Here is a 22,897-nt window from a genome sequence, read left to right as displayed (position 1 = left end):
CCGCGATCCCGACTATATAATCAATCGTTTGATCACATCAAGGGTGCGCCGCCGAGCAGCGTGCCCCCGACCATCCGCTTGGCCGACGCCAGTGCCGCGTGGTAGTCCTCCGGCGGCAGGGTGGCCGCCAGTTCGGTCAAGCCGTAGACCAGCGAGTAGACGGCTTCGACCGCGCCGTGCGGATCCACCCATCCGGCCAGCTCGCCCCGCCGGTGTCCGTCGGCGACGACGGCCTCGATGATCTCGCGCAAGGCGTGGAAGCCGGTGTCGTGCGGGGCCCGGGAGCCCGGCGCGGCGGCGCCTTCGGCCCGGATCGCCCACTCGAAGGCGGCCAGGTCGGGATACTCGCGCATCAGCCGGCCCGACTCCTCGAGCACCGCCTCGATTCGGTCGACGACGTCGCCGGGCCCGGCGGCGGCCGCCCGCAACCGCGGCAGCGCCACCTCGGTCCGCTCCGCGACGGCGGCCTCGATGAGGTCGGACTTGTTCGGGAAGTAGTTGTAGAGGCTGGCGCTGGTCACCCGCGCCGTGCGGGCGATCTGGCGGATCGTCGCCCGCGAGTAGCCGACCTCGGCCACGCAGCGCATGGTCGCGGCGATGATCCGCCGGCGGGTCTCCTCGCCGCTGGAGCCGACCGGGCGACCCAGTCGCGTCTTGGTCATCGTGGTCTTCCTCCTGGCGACGCGCGGTCCGTCGGGCGCGGCGTCGGCACGGCCGAATACGATCGGGTGATCGATTAGTGTGGCACGGGCGCGGAGGTGCGCGGTGGGAGTTCGACCGCCCGGCGGCGGGCGTCACACGGCATGACCGGCACCCGGGCCCGACCGGGCCGCCCGGTGGGCGCCGACGGTGCCCAGACCCGCGCGCGAATCCTCGGCGCAGCCAGGCGCTGCGTGGCCGAGGTCGGCTACTCGCGGGCGACGATCCGCCAGATCGCGCGGACCGCCGAGATGACCAGCGGCAGCCTATACCACTACTTTCCCAACAAGTCCGAGTTGCTCGACGCGGCCGTGCGCGAGATCCAGGAGATCGCCGTGCCCCGGCTGCGGGCGGCCGCCGCGCAAGCCGGCGACGTCGTCGGGCGCCTCGAGGCCGTGCTGGAGGAGTCGGATCGGCTGATGCGCGAGTATCCCGACCTCGCCGCCTTCGAGCGGGCGCTCCGCGCCGAGACCGCCGTCGCCGGGCCCGGCCGGCCGGCGCACGCGGGACTGCAGGCCCTGCGCGCCGTCATCGGCGAAATCATCGAGGACGCCCGGGCCCGGGGATCGCTGCCCGCCGACACCGATCCGGGCGCCGCGGTGGACGCCCTCTACGCCCTGACGCGGGGTCTGACGGAGCGGGCGGCCAGCCTGACCCCCGCGCGCTACGCCGCCACGCTGGCCTCGGCCAAGGGGCTGATCCGGGGGACGTTGTTCGCGCGCGGGCCCGGTGGTTCCCGCCGATGAGCCTGCTCACCGCCCTGCGGCTCAACATGACCGATGTCGCCGACCCGTCGGCTCGGCACGCGACGCGCTACCGGGCCGCGCTGGAGATGGCGGAGTACGCCGACAGGCACGGATTCACCGCGGTCGGCGCGGAAGAACACCACCTGGCGGCCACCGGCCGGCTCCCGTCGCCGCTCATCCTGGCCGCGGCGCTGGCCGGGCGGACGCGCAACGTGCGCATCAGCCAGATCCGCGGCGGCCGGGAAGAGATCCTGATGAACCCGCTCGTCGGCGGGCTGCCGATCGAGGCGGGCTGGGCCAGCCTTCACCTGCTGACCGACGGGGTTCCGGCCCGCGTGCGAATCAGCGCGCGGCGTAGCGATCGCGCAGCTTGGTCAGCGTCGCCTCGATGCCCGCGGCGTTGGTCTTACGGGCGCCGCTGAGTTCGAAGTACTTGTTCTTGATCGGACCGGCGTCGCGGTAGTCGAACGTCTCGGTGACCCGCGTCAGCGTCGGCGACAGCGACTCGAACTCCCACCGCCAGCGGTGGCCCATCGGATGACGCCACTCGACCACTTCGTCCGGCGTCAGGGCGGTGATCGTGCTGGTGATGCGGTACGGCACACCATAGAGCTTCATGTTGGTCGAGAACTTCGACCCGACCACGACTTTCGCGGGAGCTTTGACGGTCTCGCGAACGGTGCCCGACCCGTCGAGCTCACAGTGGCGGCGCGGGTCGGCGGCCAGCGCGTACAGCTCCGACACCGGCGCGGCCACTTCCACCGACCGGCTTACCTGCCGGGGCCCGGCATCGACGACAGTGACGGTCACGTTGTCTCCCTCCGATCAGGCAGCGGCGCCGGGACGAACATTACGCTTCGCCGAGTCGGTCTTGGTGAGAAAGGAAGTCCACAACCATGAGCCAGTCGATCCCGGGCAGGGTGGCGCTGATCACCGGCGCCGCACGCGGACAGGGCCGAGCGCACGCGCTACGGCTCAGCGCCGAAGGCGCCGACATCATCGCGGTCGACATCGCCGGACCCCTGCCGCCCAGCGTTCCCTACGACTCGCCGACGCCGGACGACCTGGCCGAGACGGCGCGCCTGGTCGGCGCCAACGGCAGGCGGGCCATCACCGCGGTGGTCGACATCCGCGACCTCGACGCGCTCAAGGTCGCGGTCGACGGCGCGGTCGGCGAACTCGGCCGGCTCGACATCATCGTCGCCAACGCCGGCATCTGCAGCCCGGCGCCCTGGGATCGGATCACCCCCGAGGCGTTCCGCGACACCATCGACACCAACGTGACCGGCACCTGGAACACCGTGATGGCCGGTGCGCCGCACATCGTCGACGGCGGTCGCGGCGGCTCGATCGTGCTGATCGGATCGGCCGCGGGCATCAACATGCAGGCGTTCATGATCCACTACACCGCCAGCAAACACGCCGTCGTCGGGATGGCGCGCGCCTTCGCCGCCGAACTCGGCCGGCACAACATCCGCGTCAACAGCCTGAACCCGGGCGCGGTCGCCACCCCGATGGGCACCGGCCGGATGCGCGACGCGCTGCGTTCGGCCGCCGACAGTTATCCGCACCTGCGCGGCCTGCACAAGCCGCTGCTGCCGGAGGGCGTCGCGCAGCCCGAGGACGTCGCCGACGCGGTCGCCTGGCTGGTTTCCGACGCGTCCCGGCTGGTGACGGCCAGTCAGGTGTCGGTGGACATCGGGGTCGGCTATGTCTGAGGCCGGCGGGTAATACCGTGGGGAGCGGATGTGTTCGCCGGGTTCATACCCTTCCGGGTATGAGGGAAGGAGCGTCGTGGCGACGAGCGAGTACCAGGTCACCGGGATGACCTGCGCGCACTGCGAGGCCGCCGTCCGCGGCGAGGTCAGCCAGATCCCGGGAGTCGAGCGCGTGGACGTGACCGCGGACACCGGCAGGCTCGTCGTCACGAGCTCCGCGCCACTCGACCCCGCGGCGGTGCTGGCGGCCGTCGACGAGGCCGGCTACGAAGCGGTCCCCGTGGCCTAAAGAGTGGACCAACGGATGCCTGCGGGCGCCGCCGTCGCCGGTAACGGTTTGCGCCTGCGCTCGTTTGCCGCCGCGACACGCCCGGGCGGTATGGGATAGTTGATTCCGGCCTTTCGCGTCATCGCTGGGGGAACATGATGCCGGCCGCGATCGGAATTAGCGAAGGTCAGGACTGTTGAGCAACTTCTTCGACCGGCTGTCTTTGCTGCACGGCTGGTTGCCGGCGACGGCCCAGGGGTTGGCGCTGTCCGTGGCCGTCGCTGCGGCCGGGTGGCACCGGCGGCGTTGGCGTAGCTGGGCGCTGCCCGCCGCGCTGGGCGTCGCGGCCGCGGTGACGGCGCTGTCGTACTGGTACATCACGACGCTGGGCGTGGCCGGCGACCCTGCCCCGGTCACGCTGTGGCTCTGGATAGCGATGAGCGGACTCGCCGCCGCGGTGCTCGTGCTCGGCTGGCCGGGTGCCCGGTGGTGGCGGCGCGGGCTGGCGCTGCTGTCGGTGCCCCTGTGCGTGCTGTGCGCGACCCTGGCGCTGAACGGCTGGGTCGGCTACTTCTCCACCGTGCTCGCCGCGTGGAATCAGCTCACGGGGGTGCCGCTGCCCGATCAGATCGATCGGCTTCGGGTGACGGAGATGCAGATCGCGCGGACGCGGCCGACCAAGGGCGTCGTGGTGCCCGTGATGACCGGCACCGAGGGGTCGCACTTCCCGCACCGCCAGGAACTGGTGTACCTGCCGCCGGCCTGGTTCGGCAGCAATCCGCCGCCCCGGCTGCCGGCGGTGCTGATGATCAGTTCGGCCTTCAACACCCCGGCCGACTGGCTGCGCGCGGGCAACGCGTTCAACACCGTCGACGACTTCGCGGCCCGCCACCACGGTTTCGCGCCGGCCCTGGTCTTCGCCGACGCCACCGGCTCGTTCGACAACGACACCGAGTGCGTCAACGGCCGCCGCGGCAATGCGGCCGACCACCTGACCAAAGACGTTGTCCCGTTCGTCGTCTCGAACTTCGGCGTGAGCGCCGACCGCGCGAACTGGGGCGTCGTGGGCTGGTCGATGGGCGGGACGTGCGCCGTGGACCTGACCGTCATGCACCCGGAGACGTTCAGCGCGTTCGTCGACATCGCCGGCGACCGCGGGCCCGACATCGGCGGGCGGGAGCAGACGATCACCCAGCTGTTCGCCGGCGACGCCGCCGCCTGGGCGTCGTTCGACCCGGCGACCGTCATGGCCCGGCACGGTCACTACTCCGGGGTGTCGGGATGGTTCGACGTTCCGTCGTCGAGGACCCGGAACCTCGCCGAGGCCGGCACCACCCTCGCCGCCGCGAGCGTCGACCCCGCCGCCAACCCCGAGGGCCAGGACGCCGCCGCCCGGGCACTGTGCGAGATCGCCGGCGCACACGGCATCGACTGCGCGGTGGTCACCCAGCCCGGCCGGCACGACTGGCCGTTCGCCGCCCAGGCGTTCGCCGCCTCGCTGCCGTGGCTGGCCGCGACACTGAACACCCCCGAGACCGAACCCGTCCCGTTCCGGCACTGACCGCGGCCCGGCGCGGCCGCGCCGGCGAGAAACCGTTGCCGATTCGATACGAATTTCACAGCTGACCTTCCCGTCACGAACCCCGCGCATTTGCTGCGGCGGTGCTACGTTCGCTGCTGTGACGGCAAGGTCGGGCTATGCGGACGGTCGGCACGCGGGGCGGCCCGGTGCGCGCGGCCCACGGGTGCTCCGCCCGACCGGTACGGGCCCGACCCGGCGATGAACCGCCGCCGCTTCCTCGGGTCGCTCGCCGCGTCGGTGGTCGCCGGCGTCGGCGCCGCCCGCCTCGTCGTCGACCCGCAACCCCGGACGTTCGCGCAGGCGCCGGCCGGTTCCGTGCCCACCTCCGGTCCCCTCGCCCCGCGGGCACTGTTACCGCCCCCGCCGCCGAGCGCCCGTGTCCCGCTGCCCGGGGGCGGCGCCCTGAGAACGCTGCCCGGCGAGGGCGATCTGCTCGCGCTGACCCTCGACGACGGGGTAAACAGCGACGTGGTCCGCGCCTACACGCAGCTCGCGCGGGACACCGGTGTGCGGATGACGTTCTTCGTCAACGGGATCTACGCCTCGTGGACCGAGAACCGCGACATGCTGCTGCCGCTGGTGGAATCCGGGCAGATTCAGCTGGGCAACCACACCTGGTCGCATCCGGACCTGACGGCGTTGTCCCCCAACAGGATTGCCGACGAACTCACCCGCAACGACGCGTTCCTGAAGAAGACGTACGGCGTGGGCGCGAAACCGTATTACCGGCCCCCCTATGCGAAACGCAACGCCACCGTCGACGCAGTGGCGGCCGACCTCGGCTACAGCGCCCCCACGCTATGGTCCGGCTCGCTGTCGGATTCGACGTTGATCACCGAGGACTACATCCTGCAGATGGCCGACCAGTACTTCACGCCGCAGGCCATTGTGATCGGTCACCTCAACCACCCGCCCGTCACGCACGTCTACCCGCAACTGATCGACATCATCCGGTCGCGGAACCTGCGCACCGTCACGCTCGACGACGTCTTCCTCAGAACCCCGTAGCGGGGCAGCGCCGTCAGCCGTCGGTCGTGGGAGATTGGGCAGCGAGCAGCAGCTGCAGGCTCTCCCGCAGTTCGGTCAACCGGCGGCGCCCCAGGGTATTTTCCCATTGCGACTCCAATTCCTTGGCGCTGGAGTGCATTACGCGCAGCGCATGGCGGCCCCGCGCCGTCAGTTCGACGATCCGCGCGCGGGCGTCGTGGGGATCGGGCACCCGGGCGACGTAGCCCTGCCCCTCCAGGGCGGCGATCCCCTGCGCCACCGCCTGCCGGCTCACCTTGAGGCGGTCGGCGAGGTCGGACGCGTGCATCCCCCCGTTCATCAGCGGGACCAGCGCGACCGCCTGGGCGGGGCGGATCCCGTCGAGCCCCGCCGCAGCAAACGCATCGCGCAGATGCGGGGCCCGCGACGCCGCCAGCAGGTTCACCAGGGTCGGCAGGGTGGGCTCCCCGTCGACGTCACGCATGGCGAACAATGTGCCACGATCCCCACCATTGACGAGCTTCTTGTCAAAATCGCGCCGCGCCCGGCCGCTGGGACTGTGCCTGCTGCCGGCCCTGGTCGCCGTGCTCGGCGGGTGCCTCGGCGGCGGGCCCGCCTCGGGAACGCGCGGGCCCCAGCCGATCCCGGTGGGGCAGTCCACCCAGGTCATCGACTCTGGCGGGATCGCCAGGACCTTCCACCTGTACCGCCCGCGGGGGTTGACCGACGCGGTGCCGCTGGTGGTGATGCTGCACGGCGGCTTCGGCAGCGGCGCCCAGGCCGAGCGCTCCTACCACTGGGACGCCGAGGCGGACAACGGGCACTTCCTGGTCGCCTAACCCGACGGCCTCAACCGCGCCTGGAACGCCGGGACCTGTTGCGGCGAAACCCAGCGCGGCGGCGTCGACGACGTCGGATTCATCACGGCCATGGTCGGCGCCATCGAGGAACAGATGCCGATCGACCGCGCCCGCGTCTACGTGACCGGGATGTCGAACGGGGCCATGATGGCGCTGCGCCTGGGCTGCCAGAGCGACACCTTCGCCGCGATCGCTCCGGTGGCGGGCACCCTGCTGACCGACTGCTCGCGGGCCCGGCCGGTGTCGGTCCTGCAGATCCACGGCACCGCCGACGACCGGGTGCCCTATGCCGGCGGACCCGGAAGAGCGTTCGCAGTCAACGGGAATCCGCGCGTCGACGGCCCCCCGGTGGAGTCGGTCAACGCCACCTGGCGCTCGATCGACGCCTGCGGGCCGCCCACCTCCGCCACCGCCGGCGACGTCACCACGCAAACCGCCGGCTGCGCCGACGGGCGGACCGTGGAGTTGATCTCGGTGGCCGGTGCGGGGCACCAGTGGCCCGGCGGCCAGCGCACGCCGCCGGCAGAACTCGCCGGCGTCCCCGAGCCGTCGACGGCATTCGATGCGACCGACACCATATGGCGATTCTTCGACGCGCACCGCGGTTAGGCCAGCCACACCGATCTCTAAAATTTTAGAGATTGCCTTCCGCTCACGGGTGGTTGATTGTTACCGTTCCGTAATGCGCGGGTTTGGGGGGATTTTCGCGGTCCTACTGCTGCTCGTTGCCGCATCGGCCGGCCTGGCGGACGCCCGGGCCGACAGCGGCGACGAGCCGCGATACGCCGAGTTCTACCTTCCGCCGGACCCACTGCCGCCCGGCCGGCCCGGTGACCTGATCCGCACCGAGCCCTCGCGCCTGGTGCTCGAGCCCTCCGGCCAGCTCGGCGCGATCATGGCGACCGGGACCCGGATCATGTACCGCAGCACCGACACCCGCGGGAACCCGATCGCGGTCACCGGGACCTACTTCGAGCCGCACGACGACTGGCCCGGCAAGGGACCGCGGCCCCTGATCAGCTACGCGCCCGGCACGCAAGGTCAGGGCAATCAATGCGCCCCGTCCCGGATGTTCAACCAGGGCATCCACTATTCGGGCGGCTGGGACATCATGTTCAACTACGAGGAGATGTTCGTCGCCACCATGGTCGCCCGCGGCTTCGCCGTCGTGATGACCGACTACGAAGGCCTCGGCACCGTGTCCATGCACACCTACGTGGGCCGGGTGGCCGAGGGCCAGGCGGTGCTCGACGCCGCGCGGGCGGCCATGCACCTGCCCGAAACGTCCCTGGATCCGTCTGGGCCCGTTGCCTTCTGGGGATATTCCCAGGGCGGCGGCGCGACCGCGTCGGCAGCCGAACTGGCCTCGTCGTATGCGCCCGAGCTGCACATCGTGGGTACTTACGCCGGGGCGCCACCGGCCAACCTCAAGGAGCTGTTCCCCTACGCCGACGGCAGCGCCCTGGTCGGCGTCGTCGGGTATGCGCTCAACAGCGTGCTGGCCGCCTATCCCGAAGCCGCCGACCTGATCCGCTCGAAGATGACACCGCGCGGGCTCGCGATGCTGGAGTCGGTGTCTCGCCAGTGCGTGGGCCAGACGATCCTCGACTTCATGTTCCGCCACCTGCAGCCCTACTTCACCGAGGACATCGGCCAACTGGTCAACGAGGAACCGTTCAGCACCCTGCTGGACGAGCAGCGGATCGGCCGCCACAAACCCAACGCGCCGGTACTGATCGACAGCAACCGCTACGACCCGCTGGTGCCGTGGACGGCGGCGAACCAACTCGGCCGCGACTGGTGCGACCAGGGTGCCGACGTCGAATTCCGCACCAACGAAGAGCCGCCCTTCCTCAACAAGCTCGTCATCAACCACGCCCTGCCTATGCTCGTCGACGGCGAACGGGCCATGCAGTGGGTCGCCGCCCGCTTCAACGGCGAACCCACCGCGCCCAACTGCGGCGACTTCTGAAGCCTCCGGGGTTCCTCCGCCGGCGGATAGACTGGACGCATCGCTGCACGTAGAAAGCACAACGCGCCCGCGCGGCGCCGCCAACTCGCCGACGCCGCGATCGAACTGCTCGGCGAGAACGGGGTCCACGGCGTCAGCCACCCGAAGGTCGACGAGCACGCCGGCGTCCCGGCCGGCACCGCCTCGTTCTACTTCCGGACCCGCAAGGCGCTGCTGCACGCCGTCGCCGCCCGGCTCGCCGAACTCGACGTGGCCGACTTCTCGCTGGTCGCCGAACTTGCCGAGGGTCAGTCGACGCAATTAGCCGGCACCGCGGGGCTGGCCCGCATCGTCATGTACGTCAACAGCGAGCCCTGGTTGACCCGCGCCAAGGCGCGTTACGAGCTCGTTCTGCTCGCCGGTCGGGACCCCGAACTGACCGCGATCCTGAGTGAGTCCGCGGAACGGCTGCATGCGCTGGCACGCCAGGTCGTGACGCAGTGGTATCCCGCCGGAAGCACGCCGGATCCGGCGCTGATCGAAGACCAGGCTGTCGCCACGCTGGCGTTCATCAACGGGGTCATGTTGACGTTCGTGGCGGGTCAGCCGGCCGTCGACGACGCGGAACGCCTCGACCGGCTGATCCGGGGCGTCATCGCGGGCGTGGCCGAGGTCCGCGGCGGCTGACGCACCGGCCGACACCACCGGCGGTAGCGTCTTGGTCCATGTCAAACGTGACACCACTGCACGGCCGACGGATCCTGGTCACCGGCGCGGCCACCGGCATCGGCGCGGCCGCCGTCGGAGCCCTCACACGGGCGGGCGCCGAGGTCGTCGCCACCTACCACCGGACACCGCCGCCCGACGGCCTCGCGGCCACCTGGCTGCAGTGCGATGCCCGCGACCCCGACGCGGTCTCGGCGACGGTGCACGGTGCGGCCGATCACCTGGGCGGGCTCGACGTGCTGGTCAACGCGGCCGGGCTGTGGCAGGCCGGGATACCGGGATACATCGGCGCCGACGAGATCTCGTTCCTGCTGGACACCAACGTCAAGGCGACCATCCTGACCAACCAGGCCGGCTACGCGGTGATGAAGGACCAGGATCCCAAGGGCGGCAAGATCATCAACTTCGGGTCGTCGGAAGCCGCGATGGGCAGCCCGATCTCGGCCGTCTACGCCGCGACCAAGGGCGCCGTGCAGGCGTGGACGCGGTCGGCCGCCAAGGCGTGGGCCACCGACAAGGTCACCGTCAACGCGTTGGCGCCGGCGGTGCAGACGCCCGGCGCCGAGCGGTTGCGGGAGTTCCTGGGCCCCGAGGCCGGCGCGCTCATCGACCAGCAGATGCAGATGATGATCCCGCTCGGCGGCAAGCTGGGGGATCCCGCGCGCGACGTCGGCCCCATGCTGGTATTCCTGGCCGGCTCCGGCTCGGACTTCATCACCGGGCAACTGCTCGCCGTCGACGGCGGGCTGATGATGGTGGGCGGGTAGGGGGCCGCGGCGCCCGCTACTATAAGACGGACCGTCTCGTCTCGTTAACGTTGAGTAGGTGGCCCCGATGACCGAGGACACGATTCAGGCGCTGCTGCGCAAGCGCATGTCGGACGCGGCGGTGGCCGTCAAACACGGTGATCTGCAATGGGATTGGGATCGATACCTGGGCGAGTCGGCGGCTCGCGCGGCGGCCCTGATCGCCGCCGCCGACCCGGAGCGGCCGTTGCACGTCGGCGCGCTGCTGGGCAACAACCCCGAGATGCTGAGCCAGATGGCCGCGGCCGGGCTCGGCGGCTACGTGCTGTGCGGGCTGAACACCACCCGGCGCGGCGAGGCGCTGGCCGCCGACATCTCGCGCGCACACTGCCAGTTCGTCGTGACCGACGCCGAACACCGGCCGCTGCTGGACGGCCTGGACCTCGAGGGAACGCGGGTGCTGGACACCTCGACACCGCAGTGGGCCGAATTCGTCGCGGCCGCCGGTGAACTCGTCCCCCATCGGCAGGTCACCGCGATGGACCCGTTCATGATGATCTTCACCTCCGGCACGAGCGGAAACCCCAAGGCCGTGCAGGTCTCCCACCTGATGGCCACCTTCGCCGGCCTCAACCTGGCCCAGCGCTTCGCCCTTACCGAGCGGGACACCTGCTATGTGTCCATGCCGCTGTTCCACTCCAACGCGGTGGTCGCGGGCTGGGCTCCCGCGGTGGTCTCCGGCGCGGCGATCGTGCCGGCGAAGTTCTCGGCGAGCAGCTTCCTGCACGACGTCCGCCGCTACGGCGCGACCTACATGAACTACGTGGGCAAGCCGCTCGCCTACATCCTGGCCACCCCCGAACGCGACGACGACGCCGACAACCCGCTGCGCGTCGCCTTCGGTAACGAGGCCAACGACAAGGACATCGAGGAGTTCGCGCGCCGCTTCGGCGTCCAGGTCGAGGACGGCTTCGGCTCCACCGAGAACGCCGTGATGGTGATCCGCGAACCCGGCACGCCGAAGGGCTCGATCGGCCGGGGGGCCGAGGGGGTCGCGGTGTACAACAGCGACACCGTCACCGAGTGCGCGATCGCGCGCTTCGACGCCGACGGTGCGCTCGCCAACGCCGACGAGGCCGTGGGCGAGCTGGTCAACACGACCGGTTCGGGCTTCTTCACCGGCTACTACAACGACCCCGACGCCAACGCGGAACGCATGCGCCACGGCATGTACTGGTCTGGCGACCTCGCCTACAAGGACGCCGACGGCTGGATCTACCTGGCCGGCCGCACCGCCGACTGGATGCGGGTGGACGGCGAGAACCTGACCGCGGCGCCGGTCGAACGGATCCTGTTGCGCCACGGCGCGATCAACCGCGTCGCGGTGTACGCCGTCCCGGACGAGCGCGTCGGCGACCAGGTGATGGCCGCGGTCGTGCTCAACGACGGCCACACCCTCGACCCCGACTCGTTCGCGGCGTTCCTCGACGCCCAACCCGACCTGTCACCCAAGGCCCGCCCGCGGTATGTCCGCATCGCCGCCGACCTGCCCAGCACCGCCACCCACAAGGTGCTCAAACGCCGGCTGATCGCCGAGGGCACGGCGATAGGCGAGGGTGAGACGCTCTGGGAGCGCGAACCGCGCGGCACCGCCTACCGCAGCGCCGCGCCTACTCCCGCGGTGCGCGGCGGCGGATCTGCCCCTTCGACCGCCGCACCCGTTTGATGGGGTCTCGCGTTGTGCCGCGGGCGATCTCGTCGCGCAGTTGCGCGATGTTGGAGATCTCCGCGTACAGGCCGCGGATCGCGTAGTCCAGGACGGCGAAGGAGAAGCGCTGCTCCGGGTCGTCGGTGATGCCCAGGTCGCGGGAGCGCTGCCGTGACCACAGCGCCTCGTCGAGGCGCACCCGGGTCGCCTCGAGATGGCGGTCCAGCGTGTCGACGATGCGTTCGGGATCCTCGCCGCGGGCCAGCCACGTTCTGAGGATGACGGGGTGTTTGACGACGACCTGGTCCTGCCCCGGGAAGTGCTGGACCCAGCGGCGCAACGCCTCGAGCCCGGCCTCGGTCGTCTCGTAGAGCGTGATGGCGCGTTTGCCGGATCGGGCGCCGGTCTGGTTGACCATCCCGCGCACCAGCAGGCGGCTCAGTTCGCGGCGCACATGGCTGACCGACGGCGACCAGTAGAAGTGCCCGACCGACAGCTCGGCGCGCGTCTTGATCTCGCCGGCGGTGAGCTGCTCGTCGTTGGCCGCCAGGACCCCCAGGACGAGGTAGGCGGTCACGGGCAGGCCGTTGGTGGTGCGGGCGTGACTCACGGGGCCGTCTATTCCTGGCGGGTGAAATACGGCAGCGTCAAATCGTCTCCGAACGAACGGAATTCGACCCGGACCCGCATTCCGATCGCCAGCTGCTCGGGCGCCACGCCGATCACGTTGGTCAGCATCTGGTAGCCCTCGTCCAGCGTGACGATCGCCGGGGCGTAGGGCGGCGCGAACTCCGCGGTCACCGGCCGGTGCACCACCGTCCAGCTGTAGATCTCGCCGCGCCCGCCGCTGCGCTGCCAGCTCAGGCCGTCCGACAGGCAGTGGCGGCAGTGCTCGGTCGGCGGGAAGTTCGCGACGCCGCAATCCGCGCAGCGCTGGTAGCGCAACTCCCCCGACCGGCAGCCGGCCCAGAACGGGACGCTGAGCGGGCTGCTGGCGTGCGGGACGGGCCCGGTCTGCGGTCGCATGGTGTTCAACGCGGTTCGTCTCCCAGGATCAGCACGGTGGTGAACAGGGCTCCGGCGCCGCCGTTGCTGCACAACGCGATGTGGGCGTCGGGAACCTGGAGGTCGCCCGCCCGGCCGCGCAGCTGCTGCACGGCGCGCACGGCGCGCTGCATCATCTGCGGGTTGGAGCCGGCGTGGCTGAACGACATGGTCCCCCCGTCGGTCGTGATCGGGTGGCTGCCGTCCAGGGCGATGTGGCCGTCGGCGACGAACGGCCCGCCCTCGCCGTCGCCGCAGAAACCGAAAGCCTCCAGCTGGCGGATGATCTCGAAGGAGAACGGGTCGTAGAGTTCGAGCACGTCGACGTCGTCGCGGCGCAGCCCGGCGTGGGTGAACGCGCGGTCGGCCGCGCGCCTGCCCACGACGCCGTTCGCGTGATCGCCGCGCCGCCCGGCGAGGTCCCACGCCGGGGGGTGCTGATACGACGGGCCGTGGAAGTCCGCGCCGCTGCCCAGCACGTAGACCGGTTGGCCTGCGGTGTCGACCTTGTCGAGATTGGCGACGACGAGCGCACAACCACCCTCGGAGGTGGTGGCGCAGTCGAGGAGGTGGAACGGATCGGCGATGGGCCGCGAGGCGGTGATGTCCTCGGGCGTGAACGGCCCACGCTGGTAGTAGACGGCCTCGGGGTTGCGGGACCCGTTGTTGCGGACGGTCGCCGCCACGATCGAGAGTTGTTCGCGCGTGGTGCCGTAGACGTGCATGTGGCGCCGGGCGATCAGCGCGAACTCGGCGGTGGTGAACATCCCCCACGGCGCCACGAACTCGTTCTCGGGTCGCGTCCACGGCGCGGTGGCCTCGTGGTCGCGGTATTCGCCGGCCTGCGCGGCGACGAGCACGACCACGTCGGCCATGCCGTGCTCGATGGCGGTGGCCGCCTCGGTGATCATCCCGACCCCGAACCCGAGCCCCTGCCAGGCCGGGCCGAGGCGCAGGTCGTAGATGAGCGCGGTGGACAACGGCCCCGCGCTGATCCCGTCCACGTCGTCCAGGCGCAGGCCGGCATCGTCGAGCGCGCCGCGGATGGCCTGCAGCGCCAGGCTGCGGGACGTCTCGCCGTCGAGTCGGCGTCCCTGCCGGGTGTTGTGCACTCCGACGATGGCCGCGGTGCAAGCTCTACCCATTTGTCGCCCTTCAGTTTTCGTCCGCGACGACACCGAGGTAGGTGCCGACGACGTCGTGGTGCCGCCCGTCGCGTGCGATGGTGCCGATCTTGCGGGTGCGCACGTCGGTGTGCTGCGCGCCGGCCGGCACCACGTCGATTCGCACGTCCACCGGCCGCGCCGTCTGCGGGTCGGTGATCTCGACGGTCATCGCGACCGCCCGCTCGGCCTGGTCCCATTCGACGCCGGTGATGCGGTGGCGCGCGGTCAGTTCCATCACCACGGAGTCCCGACGCAGCAGGAAGCGCACCGGTGCGCACAACTCGCCGGCACGCGGCGGCACGCACAGGGTGACGGCCACGTCACAGGCCCGCCGGCCGCGCGCTGGTGGCCCCGGCCGCCCGCAGCGCGGCCAGGTCGTGCTCGTCTCGGCCCAGCATGCCTTTGAGCACCTCGTCCGTGTGCTGGCCGTACAGCGGCGGCACCCGCCGGAGCCAGCACCGCGGCCGGCCGCGGAACGCGAACGGCATGCCGGTGCACAGGAAGGTGCCGGCGACGGGATGGTCGATCGTCTCCCAGAACCCGCGGGCCAGCAACTGCGGATCGCCCAGCAGTTCCGCGGCCGGCGTCACCCGCGCCGCGGCCACCCCGCCGGCGCGCAGCGCCTCGACCGCCTCCGGCGCCGAACGCCGTGCAGCCCAGTCCGCGACGAGCGTGTCGGCCTCGTCCGGTCCGGCGCCGCGCAGGCCGACCAGCCGCGCCAGCGACGCGCGGGCCGCGTCGTCCGGGGCGGCGATCGCGACCCACTCGTCATCCCCGCGGCAGCGGTACAGCCCCTGCGGATCCGCCCCGGGACCGCGGTTTCCGCTGCGGTGCAGCTCGATCCCGTTACGCGAGTACTCCACGATCAGCTCGGCGGCCACGTTGAGCGCGGCCTCGACCATGGTGGACTCGACGTGCAGGCCGATTCCCTCGCGGTCGCGGATCCTCAGCGCCGCCACGGCGGCGAACGCGGCGTGCAGCCCCGCGATCGGGTCACAGACCCCGCGGGGGATCACCGGCGGGCCGTCGGCGTGCCCGGTGAGCCACGCCATTCCGGTCGCCTGCTCCATCGTCTGGGCGAAGCCGACGCGGTCGCGCCACGGGCCGTCGAGGCCGAAGGCCGGCATGCGCACCATGATGGCGCGCGGGTTGGCGGCGTGGACGGCGTCCCACTGTAGGCCGAGGTTCGCCATCACCCGCGGCGAGAAGTTCTCGATGACCAGATCGCTGGCGGCGACGAGGTCCAGGGCGGTGGCCCGGCCGGCCTCGGTGCTGAGTTCGATGCTGACGCCGCGCTTGTTGTTGTTGCTGCACAAAAAGACGGGGCCGGTCTCCCACCACTGCTCCCAGGTGGGTGGGCGGCCGGCGGAGAAGCGCATCCCGTCGGGCCGCCGCACGCCCTCGACTTTGATCACGTCGGCGCCGAGGGCACCCAGCAGCTGCGTGGCGAACGGCCCCGCCCAGAACGCGGTGAAATCGGCGACGCGTATGTCCGCCAGCGGAAGCGAGTCGGGGCCGGGGGATCGCGCGGGACGCGGCGGCCAGCGCACGCCGCCGTTGTCGGCGCCGAGCCGCGGCGGGCGCCGCGGCGGCATCGTCGTCATCGCGTCGCTGCGATACGGCACCCGCGGCTGCAGGAAACCGGCGGCCGATTCGACGAAGACGCCGCGCTCGACGAAGTGGTCGATCTTCGGCAGCATTTCCGGTGTGCCGATGGGGGCCACCGGTATCCGGAACGCGACCGCGATGTCGACGATCTCCGCGGTGGTGCGGGCCCGGGTCCATCGGGTGACCATGGCCAGGAACTCGTCGCGGCGCTCGACGCGGCCGGCGAACGAGGCCAGGTCGGCGTCGTCGACCAGATCGGCGCGCTCGATCATCACCAGGAAGTCCTGGAACTGCTGCGCGGTGATGGTGCAGAAACCGACCAACCCGTCGGCCGTGGGCACGATCGACGGCAGTTCCAGACTGCGTTGGTGGAGAAGCGAATCCGCGCCGAGCACGCTGGCCGACATGGCGGACAGCCCGCCCATCGCGATGGCCATCGCCTCGTAGGTCGAGACGTCGACGACCTCACCGCGCCCGCTGCGCGACGCGTGCCGCGCCGTCGCGGCGGCCACCGCCGCGGCGAAGGTGCCGGCCAGCCACTCGCCGAGCCGTCCGCCCGCCTGGACGGGTTCGTCGCCCGGCCAGCCGCGTCCGGCGATCGAGCCGCACAGCGCCTGCAGGATGAACTCGTTGGCGATCACCTGTTCGTCGACGTAGGGGCCGGTCGTCCCGAACGGCGTCACGGCCACCACCACCGCCGCCGGGCCGGTGTGGGCGGTGATGTCGTCGAGCGTCCACCCGTCGGTCAGGTCGGTGACCACGATGTCGGCGCCGGCCAGCAGCGCGTCGATCTCCGCCTCGTCGCGGCGGACGACCGAGCGCTTCCCGGCAGCCAGGTAGTCGAACAGCGCCCCGGCCGCCCCGCCGGCCGACCAGCCGCGCAGCGAATCACCCCGTGGCGTTTCGATTTTGACGACGTCGGCGCCCGCGTCGGCGAACATCTTGCCGCAGTACGACGCGGCGATGCCGTTGGAGGACTCGAGGACACGCCAGTCCCCGAACGGCGCGCGGGCTGCCACGTTCAGTTGCCCAGGGTGGTGGCGCGCAGCCGGGCGGATCGCCCGGAAATATCACTAGCCTCGGCCGTCACCGGCGCCGCTTCCTGCGCCCGCAGGGCGAACTGGGTCATGCGCGTCCAGGCGTCGCGGTCCCGCTGGCTGGCCTCGTGCCCGACGTGGGTGACGACGTCGACGTCGGCGGCCTGGCCGCGCAGGTACCCGGCCCGGGCCCGCTCCTTGGGGATGTGCCGAAACGCGTCGACAGAATAGGCCGCCATGGCGTTTTCGTGGGTGATCTTGTCGATGACCGCGTCGTCGAGGTGGCCCATGGTCGCCATCACGTCCTCGGGCGCGAACGGCCAGTTGCTGTCGGAGTGGGGGAAGTCGGATTCCCAGCAGAGCATGTCCTCGTTGAACCAGTCCATGTTGTGCACGCCGACCTTGTCGCTGATGAAGCAGGTGTAGAAGTGGCGCCGGAACACGTCGGCGGGACCGCCGTAGCCGGGCGGGAATTTCGCCTGCGTCCAGCCAGAGTGCCGGTTGTAGACGTGCTCGGCGCGCCACAGGAAATACGGTATCCAGCCGACGTCGCCCTCGGTGAGCGAGAACTTGATCTCGGGGAAGTCGGCGTAGAACTGGGCCCAGATCAGCTCGGTGAAGGTGAACATGCTCATCATCGACGACGCCGTCATCATCACGCTGGGCGGCGCGTCGCTGGAGACCATGGGCGACCGCGACGCCGAGCCGACATGCGTGCACAGCACCGTGTTGTTCGCGCAGGCCGCCTCGAACAGCGGGTACCAGTACTTGGTGTGAATGCTGGGCATCTGCAACGCTTCCGGGTTCTCCGAGAACGTCACCGCGTGACAGCCCTTGCCGGCCAGTCGTTGCACTTCCCTGGCCGCCTCGGTGACGTCGAACAGCGGCAGGATCCCGCAGGGGATGAACCGCCCGGGGTGGGCCCCGCACCACTCGTCGACGTGCCAGTCGTTGTATGCCTTGATCATCACGAGGTTGACCTCGCGGTCGGGCCCCTGGTTGAGCACCTGGCCCGAGAAGCCGGTGAAGTTCGGGAAATTCAGGCCCGCCAGCTGACCGCCCGCGTTCATGTCGCGGATCCGCTCGTCGACGTTGAAGCAGCCCGGGCGCATCTCGTCGTAGCGGGAGGCGTCGACGTTGTACATCTCGCGGGGTTTGCCCGCGACGGCGTTCAGGCCCATGTTCCGGCCGCGCACCTCGCCGTAATACCACTGCTGGATGCCGTCGGGCTCGGTGACCACCCGCGGCGCGAGGTGCTTGTACTTGGCCGGGACGTGGGCGTCGAACATGTCCGCGGGCTCGGCGATGTGGTCGTCCACGCTGATCAGGATCAGATCGTCCTTGATCACAGCCACACTCCTCGCCTCGGTGGATTCAGCGACTAGTAGACAATGACCGTCATCACAGTGTCAACGTTGTTACCGGGCCGTCGTATGGCCCGAGGGTGGTGGCACGCGTGGGAGACTCGCTGGCGCACACTGGCTGAACCGGCGCGGTGTGGCGGTTGCGGAGGCTGGCGCGGCGTCCGTGCCGGCGCTTCGAGGAAAGACTATTAGTGCGGCTCCGGGCTGGGCCTGAAAGGTGACCGGAGTGGCCACGAACAACGCTGCGCGGCCCACGGCTGTTCCAGGAGTAGAGCTTCGGGCCGGTTACGAGCGGATGGCGGAACCATCGCTCGCCACGCCCGTATATCGTCGTGGGCGCAGTTGATCCGTGCGATGTTCATGCCCCGCTGCACGAACCCGCGTACCAAGTCGGGGTCGGTGGCGGCCTCCGACGGCAGCGTGACCATGATCCGTGCCATGCGATGGGCGGGGCGGGTCCCCAGCAACTCGACCGCGTGTTGCCGCAAGATCTTCGGTCCCTCTTCGATCGGCACCGCCGACGGGCCGGGCGGCTGCCAGGCGGCACCCGATATCGCGGCGCTCGCGGAGCGCACCGCCGCGAGGGTGGCCTGGACGTGTGATTCGCCCCTCGGACGGCGGCCGCGGCCGCTACACGTGGTCCGACACCGGCCTCGACACCGGCGAGGTGCGCGCCCGGGTCGCCGCCTACCAGGACCGCTACGGGGTGCCGACCGAGCAGCTGCGCTAAGACCCTAGTCCGACGGTTCGTAGCGCAGCATCGTGACGTCGTGCTCCGGGTAGTCGACGAACACCGGCCGCACCCGCATCCCGACCCGCAGCCCGCTGGGCTCGACGTTGACCATCTCGGTGGAAAACCTCGGCCCCTCGTCCCATTCGACGATGGCGAGCAGTTGCGGCACGGCGTCGGCGAAGTGCGGGCCGACGGGCCTGCGGGCCACCGTGTAGGTGTACAGCGTTCCCAGGCCGGAGATCTCGCACCACTCCAGGTCGTTCGCCAGGGTGCGCGGGGCGCGCACCCTGGGATAGAACACGTAGCTCTGCGACGCCGGTGAATACTGGATGACGATGCGGTGCTGGGCCAGCGCATCCCAAAAAGGCGCGGTGGTGGGCGTTTTCACCGGCATCGGCCGCTCGAAGGTGGTCACGTCAGTCTCCCTGCAACACGAGCGTGGTTTGTTCGGAGAGGATTCCGCCGTTGCCCGACACGAAGGCGCGGTTGCAGTCGGCGACCTGCGCCGCCCCCGCGCGGCCCATGATCTGCCGGGTCGCGTCGCACACGTGGTGCATGCCCCCCGCCAGGCCCGCCTGGCCGAAGCCCAGTTGCCCGCCGGCGGTGTTGAGCGGGAAGTCGCCGCGAAACGTCAGGTCGTGCTCGGCGACGAACCGCATGCCGGTGCCCTTCGGGCAGAACCCCGCGTCCTCCAGCGACAGCAGCACGGTGATCGTGTAGCAGTCGTAGATCGACACCATGTCCATCTCGTCGCGCGCGAGACCGGCCATGGCGAAGGCGGTGTCGGCCGCCGCGGCGATCGGGGTATGCAGAAGGTCCTCGGCATAGGTGGGCGTCTTGAACGGCACGTGCTCCCCGAACCCCTTGATCCACACCGGACGGTTTCGGGCCCGTCTGGCCAGGTCGGCGTTGGCGACCACCACGGCGGCGCCCCCGACGCACGGCATGACGATCTCCAGCATGTGCAGCGGGTCGGCGATCACCGGGCTGGCCAGCACGTCCTCGACGGTGAGCGGCTTGTCCTTCCAGATCGCGCCGTCGGTGTGGTTGGCGTTGACCCGCTGGTCGACGACGATCTTGGCCATCGCCCGCTCGTCGTAGCCGTAGACCGACGCGTATCGCGTGGCCACCTGGCCGTAGGGCCCGTTCTGCCCCAGGTTGCCGTAGGGGATCTCGAATTCGGCCTGCGGAGAGCCGTATTGGTTGCTGGACGAGCCGAAGAACATCGCGTCCACCACCGGTCTGGGCTTCTTGTCGGACGACGGCGTGATGTAGCGGGCCGGCAGCGCGCACAGGACCGCGTCGCAGATGCCGAGTTCGATCGCGGCGGCGGCCCGCCAGACCATGGCCGCGGCGCTGGCCCCGCCCAGATCCACCAGTTCGGCGAATCGCGCACCGATGCCGAGGTATTCGGCGATGGTGGACGGCACGAAAATCTGTGACTCGGCCAGGTGTGACGCCGCGATGCCGTTCACGACGGTGGCCGGAAGGCCCGCGTCGTCGAGCGCGGCCGCGGCCAGTTCGGCCCACTGCTCGAGCACGAACGGCGCGGGCGAGGCCTTGTTGAGCCGCTCGGGGGGTAGCTCGACGTATCCGACGATCGCCGCCTCGCCGCGTAATCCCATGGCGCCGCCTACTTTCGGGGTAGTCCGAGGATCATCTGCGCGATGATGTTCAGTTGTATCTCCCGGGTGCCGCCGCCGATCAACTCGGCGGGCAGGTGCAGGTAGCGCTCCACGACGTCGGGGTCGGAGTCGGCGACCATCGCCGCGCGGCCGGTCAGCTCCAGCGTGGCCTCGAACGTCCTGCGCAGCAACACGTTCATCGCCACCTTGGCGATGCTCGACGCCGGGCCGGAGGCCTCGCCGCCGAGCAGGCGGATGGTCTCGCGGACACCGAGGGCCTTGATCGCGTTGGTGTAGGCGTCGAGTTCGCCGAGGGCGCGCAGCGCGTCGCCGCGGTCGGGTCCCGGCTCGGCGGCGAGCCGGCGCAGCGCGGCTGCCCGGTCGAACTTGACGTAACCGCTGATGGCCGTGCGTTCTTCGGCCATGGTGGAGATAGCGAGGTTCCAGCCGTCGGTGGGCCCGCCGAGCAACATCTCGTCGGGGACGAACACGTCGTGGAGGAACACCTCGTTGAAGTGCGCCTGCCCGGTGGCCGTTTTGATCGGCTGGATCTCAATACCGGGCGACCGCATATCCAGGATGAAGTAACCGATGCCACGGTGCTTGCCGGCGTCGGGGTCGGTACGCGCCAGCAGGGCGCCAAGGTCGGCGTACTGCGCCAACGACGTCCAGATCTTATGGCCATTGATCCGCCAACCGCCGTCGACCTTGGTTGCCCGGGTGGCCAGCGACGCGAGGTCGGAGCCGGCGCCCGGCTCACTGAACAGCTGGCACCAATGAATCTCGCCGCGTTGGGTCGGCGGAATCAGCTTTTCTTGCAGGTCTTTCGGTCCGGCGGCTAGCACCGAGGGCAGGATCCACTCAGCGATGTTGAGCGACGTCCGGACCAGCCCGGGTCGCTTGGCGAACTCTTCGTCGATGATGAGCTGCTTGAGGGGACCCGCGTCGACGCCCCACGGTGCCGGCCAGTGCGGCGCGATCAGGCCGGCATCGGCCAGCAAGGTGCGTTGGGGCCCGGAGGCCTGGTCCGGGTAGTCGCCGTGCGGTGCCGGTGTGTCGTTGCGCAACTGCAGTGCAGCATCGAGGGTCTCGGCCACCCACGACCGGAACTCCGCTTCCGCGGCACCCAGGTCGACGGACATGTCGCGTTGCCGCGTGCAGGTCAGCTCCCCCAGCCGCCTGGCCCAGCGATTCGCCGGACCGATCGACGCGGCCAGGCTGATCGCGCGCCGCCAGTACAGGTGCAGGTCGTGTTCCCAGGTGAAGCCGATCGCGCCGAACAGCGTCAGCGTGTCGAGCACCAGGTCGGGCACCGGCGAGATTGCCATCACCGCAGCCCCGGCGGCGGCGATCCGGTGCTGTTCGAGGGGATCGTCGACGGCCCGCATCGCGTCCCAGGCCGCGGCGGTGGCCAGTTCGCTGTTGACCAACAGCATCGCCGCGTTGTGCTGCAGCGCCTGGAAGGTCCCGATCACCTTGCCGAACTGCTCGCGGGTCCGCAGGTGCGCGGTGGCCGCCTCGACGCACCACTGGGTGATACCGGCCGTCGTGCTCGCCACGAGGCCCACCGCGACGCAGCGGGCCCGGTCGGCGTCGATGCCGGTCAGCACCGCCGACGCGGCGTGATCGCTCAGCCGTAGCACTCCGACGTCGCCGACCAGGTCGGTGCCCGCGACGGGTTCGACCGTGGCCGTGCGTGTTCCGGGTTCGACGACCGCCCAGACGACGTCGTCGTCGGGGGTGCGGGCGGCGGCCAGGATCGCCCGGGCCGAGCACACGCCCGCGGTGACCGCCGACGTTCCCGTGACCCGCCATACGGCACCGTCGGCACGCGCGCGCAGATCGCCGTCGCCGGGAAGCACGACCGCCGCGGGCCGGCCGGCCGCGAGATCGCGCAGCAGCGATTCGGCGTCCGGCGCCGGATCGGCCAGCAGCGCAACGGCTCCCGTCGTCACCGTCGCCAGCAGCGGGCCGGGCAGCAGCGTCTTGCCCACCGATTCCAGCACGCAGGCCGCGTCGATCAGCCGTCCGCCCTGCCCGCCGACTCGCTCAGGCAGATGCACAGCGTGAAATCCGTTCGCCACCAGGGTGTCCCACCACGGTGGCAGCTCACCGGCCGCCAGGGCGCCGAAGCCGGCGCGCGTCTCGGCGATGGGTGCGTAGCGGCCGGCGAACCGCCCGACGGCGTCGCTGAGGTCCTGCTGTTCCGGGGTCAGTCCGAGCGTCATGACAACGTGTTCTGCGTGAACCGCACGGACTGCCATCCCTCCTTACAAGACGAACCGTCTCGTCTTGTGGCAGACTACGGGGCGGGCCACGATCTGTAAAG

21 protein-coding genes and 3 pseudogenes are annotated in these 22,897 nt (G+C 70.6%); 12 read left to right on the top strand and 12 right to left on the bottom strand.

What is annotated here, in order from left to right; genetic code table 11:
- Positions 1–32 precede the first annotated feature (32 nt).
- On the bottom strand, positions 33–662 hold the full coding sequence (locus ACJ512_RS00845) for a TetR/AcrR family transcriptional regulator (protein ID WP_407687915.1): 630 nt from the start codon (positions 660–662) through the stop codon (positions 33–35).
- 141 nt (positions 663–803) lie between these two features.
- Between ACJ512_RS00845 and ACJ512_RS00840 the strand changes: the two genes are divergently transcribed.
- Both ACJ512_RS00840 and ACJ512_RS00835 read left to right on the top strand, forming a co-directional pair.
- Complete coding sequence (locus ACJ512_RS00840; protein WP_407687916.1) at positions 804–1,445, top strand: TetR/AcrR family transcriptional regulator; 642 nt, start codon at positions 804–806, stop codon at positions 1,443–1,445.
- Positions 1,442–1,669, top strand: a pseudogene (locus tag ACJ512_RS00835) (LLM class flavin-dependent oxidoreductase); the annotation flags it as partial. The gene ACJ512_RS00840 and the pseudogene ACJ512_RS00835, both read left to right, overlap by 4 nt.
- A 118-nt stretch (positions 1,670–1,787) precedes the next feature.
- On the opposite strand, the gene ACJ512_RS00830 reads toward ACJ512_RS00835, so the two are convergent.
- A complete protein-coding gene (locus tag ACJ512_RS00830; protein WP_407687917.1) occupies positions 1,788–2,255 on the bottom strand; it encodes an SRPBCC family protein in 468 nt (155 codons plus the stop codon).
- A gap of 86 nt (positions 2,256–2,341) precedes the next feature.
- Between ACJ512_RS00830 and ACJ512_RS00825 the strand changes: the two genes are divergently transcribed.
- The 4 genes from ACJ512_RS00825 to ACJ512_RS00810 all read left to right on the top strand — a co-directional run bounded on the left by ACJ512_RS00825 (position 2,342) and on the right by ACJ512_RS00810 (position 6,021).
- Positions 2,342–3,163 carry a mycofactocin-coupled SDR family oxidoreductase gene (locus ACJ512_RS00825; protein ID WP_407687918.1) on the top strand — a complete coding sequence of 274 codons (822 nt, stop codon included), beginning with the start codon at positions 2,342–2,344 and terminating at the stop codon, positions 3,161–3,163.
- A 76-nt stretch (positions 3,164–3,239) separates the two neighbouring features.
- Positions 3,240–3,452, top strand: coding sequence for a heavy-metal-associated domain-containing protein (locus ACJ512_RS00820; protein WP_407687919.1), 213 nt, complete (start codon positions 3,240–3,242; stop codon positions 3,450–3,452).
- Between the two features lie 175 nt (positions 3,453–3,627).
- Positions 3,628–4,992: an alpha/beta hydrolase gene (locus ACJ512_RS00815; RefSeq protein ID WP_407687920.1), complete on the top strand. Its 1,365-nt coding sequence runs from the start codon at positions 3,628–3,630 to the stop codon at positions 4,990–4,992.
- A gap of 219 nt (positions 4,993–5,211) precedes the next feature.
- On the top strand, positions 5,212–6,021 hold the full coding sequence (locus tag ACJ512_RS00810) for a polysaccharide deacetylase family protein (RefSeq protein WP_407687921.1): 810 nt from the start codon (positions 5,212–5,214) through the stop codon (positions 6,019–6,021).
- Between the two features lie 13 nt (positions 6,022–6,034).
- Here the strand turns inward: ACJ512_RS00810 and ACJ512_RS00805 are convergent, their stop codons facing one another.
- Positions 6,035–6,484 carry a MarR family winged helix-turn-helix transcriptional regulator gene (locus tag ACJ512_RS00805; RefSeq protein WP_407687922.1) on the bottom strand — a complete coding sequence of 150 codons (450 nt, stop codon included), beginning with the start codon at positions 6,482–6,484 and terminating at the stop codon, positions 6,035–6,037.
- Between ACJ512_RS00805 and ACJ512_RS00800 the strand changes: the two are divergent.
- The 5 genes and pseudogenes from ACJ512_RS00800 to fadD1 all read left to right on the top strand — a co-directional run bounded on the left by ACJ512_RS00800 (position 6,483) and on the right by fadD1 (position 12,009).
- Positions 6,483–7,469 (top strand): annotated as a pseudogene (locus tag ACJ512_RS00800) (extracellular catalytic domain type 1 short-chain-length polyhydroxyalkanoate depolymerase). The gene ACJ512_RS00805 and the pseudogene ACJ512_RS00800 sit on opposite strands and share 2 nt — an antisense overlap.
- Before the next feature lie 73 nt (positions 7,470–7,542).
- The gene (locus tag ACJ512_RS00795) at positions 7,543–8,832 is read left to right on the top strand and encodes a lipase family protein (protein WP_407687923.1); all 1,290 of its coding nucleotides are present in this window, start codon (positions 7,543–7,545) and stop codon (positions 8,830–8,832) included.
- Between the two features lie 105 nt (positions 8,833–8,937).
- Complete coding sequence (locus ACJ512_RS00790; RefSeq protein WP_461480170.1) at positions 8,938–9,498, top strand: TetR/AcrR family transcriptional regulator; 561 nt, start codon at positions 8,938–8,940, stop codon at positions 9,496–9,498.
- A gap of 38 nt (positions 9,499–9,536) precedes the next feature.
- Positions 9,537–10,304, top strand: coding sequence for an SDR family NAD(P)-dependent oxidoreductase (locus ACJ512_RS00785; protein WP_407687924.1), 768 nt, complete (start codon positions 9,537–9,539; stop codon positions 10,302–10,304).
- Between the two features lie 67 nt (positions 10,305–10,371).
- The gene (gene fadD1 / locus ACJ512_RS00780) at positions 10,372–12,009 is read left to right on the top strand and encodes a fatty-acid--CoA ligase FadD1 (RefSeq protein WP_407687925.1); all 1,638 of its coding nucleotides are present in this window, start codon (positions 10,372–10,374) and stop codon (positions 12,007–12,009) included.
- On the opposite strand, the gene ACJ512_RS00775 is transcribed toward fadD1, so the two are convergent.
- From ACJ512_RS00775 to ACJ512_RS00750, 6 genes are read right to left on the bottom strand one after another with little or no spacing between them, the layout of a single operon-like run.
- Positions 11,954–12,601: a MarR family transcriptional regulator gene (locus tag ACJ512_RS00775; protein WP_407687926.1), complete on the bottom strand. Its 648-nt coding sequence runs from the start codon at positions 12,599–12,601 to the stop codon at positions 11,954–11,956. The genes fadD1 and ACJ512_RS00775 overlap by 56 nt on opposite strands.
- An 8-nt stretch (positions 12,602–12,609) precedes the next feature.
- Positions 12,610–13,017 carry a Zn-ribbon domain-containing OB-fold protein gene (locus ACJ512_RS00770; protein WP_407687942.1) on the bottom strand — a complete coding sequence of 136 codons (408 nt, stop codon included), beginning with the start codon at positions 13,015–13,017 and terminating at the stop codon, positions 12,610–12,612.
- Between the two features lie 5 nt (positions 13,018–13,022).
- Positions 13,023–14,180, bottom strand: a complete 1,158-nt coding sequence (locus ACJ512_RS00765) for a thiolase family protein (RefSeq protein ID WP_407687927.1) — start codon at positions 14,178–14,180, stop codon at positions 13,023–13,025.
- A gap of 10 nt (positions 14,181–14,190) precedes the next feature.
- A complete protein-coding gene (locus ACJ512_RS00760; protein ID WP_407687928.1) occupies positions 14,191–14,520 on the bottom strand; it encodes a hypothetical protein in 330 nt (109 codons plus the stop codon).
- A 1-nt stretch (position 14,521) separates the two neighbouring features.
- The gene (locus tag ACJ512_RS00755) at positions 14,522–16,828 is read right to left on the bottom strand and encodes a CaiB/BaiF CoA-transferase family protein (RefSeq protein WP_407687929.1); all 2,307 of its coding nucleotides are present in this window, start codon (positions 16,826–16,828) and stop codon (positions 14,522–14,524) included.
- Positions 16,829–16,830: 2 nt separating this feature from the next.
- Positions 16,831–18,195 carry an amidohydrolase family protein gene (locus ACJ512_RS00750; RefSeq protein ID WP_407687930.1) on the bottom strand — a complete coding sequence of 455 codons (1,365 nt, stop codon included), beginning with the start codon at positions 18,193–18,195 and terminating at the stop codon, positions 16,831–16,833.
- A gap of 622 nt (positions 18,196–18,817) precedes the next feature.
- Here ACJ512_RS00750 and ACJ512_RS00745 point away from each other — a divergent pair.
- Positions 18,818–18,940 (top strand): annotated as a pseudogene (locus tag ACJ512_RS00745) (sulfotransferase family protein); the annotation flags it as partial.
- A 4-nt stretch (positions 18,941–18,944) separates the two neighbouring features.
- On the opposite strand, the gene ACJ512_RS00740 reads toward ACJ512_RS00745, so the two are convergent.
- The 3 genes from ACJ512_RS00740 to ACJ512_RS00730 are packed head-to-tail and all read right to left on the bottom strand — an operon-like array spanning position 18,945 to position 22,796.
- Positions 18,945–19,358, bottom strand: coding sequence for a Zn-ribbon domain-containing OB-fold protein (locus tag ACJ512_RS00740; RefSeq protein ID WP_407687931.1), 414 nt, complete (start codon positions 19,356–19,358; stop codon positions 18,945–18,947).
- 1 nt (position 19,359) lies between these two features.
- On the bottom strand, positions 19,360–20,568 hold the full coding sequence (locus ACJ512_RS00735) for a thiolase family protein (RefSeq protein WP_407687932.1): 1,209 nt from the start codon (positions 20,566–20,568) through the stop codon (positions 19,360–19,362).
- A gap of 8 nt (positions 20,569–20,576) precedes the next feature.
- Positions 20,577–22,796 (bottom strand): acyl-CoA dehydrogenase, encoded by a 2,220-nt coding sequence (locus tag ACJ512_RS00730; protein WP_407687933.1) that lies wholly within the window; start codon positions 22,794–22,796, stop codon positions 20,577–20,579.
- Between the last annotated feature and the right edge of the window lie 101 nt (positions 22,797–22,897).

This window comes from Mycobacterium cajalii (genome assembly GCF_045809005.2).
Lineage (GTDB): Bacteria > Actinomycetota > Actinomycetes > Mycobacteriales > Mycobacteriaceae > Mycobacterium.
Note: the sequence above shows the minus strand (reverse complement) of the source record. Positions and strands in the feature narration are given on the sequence as shown.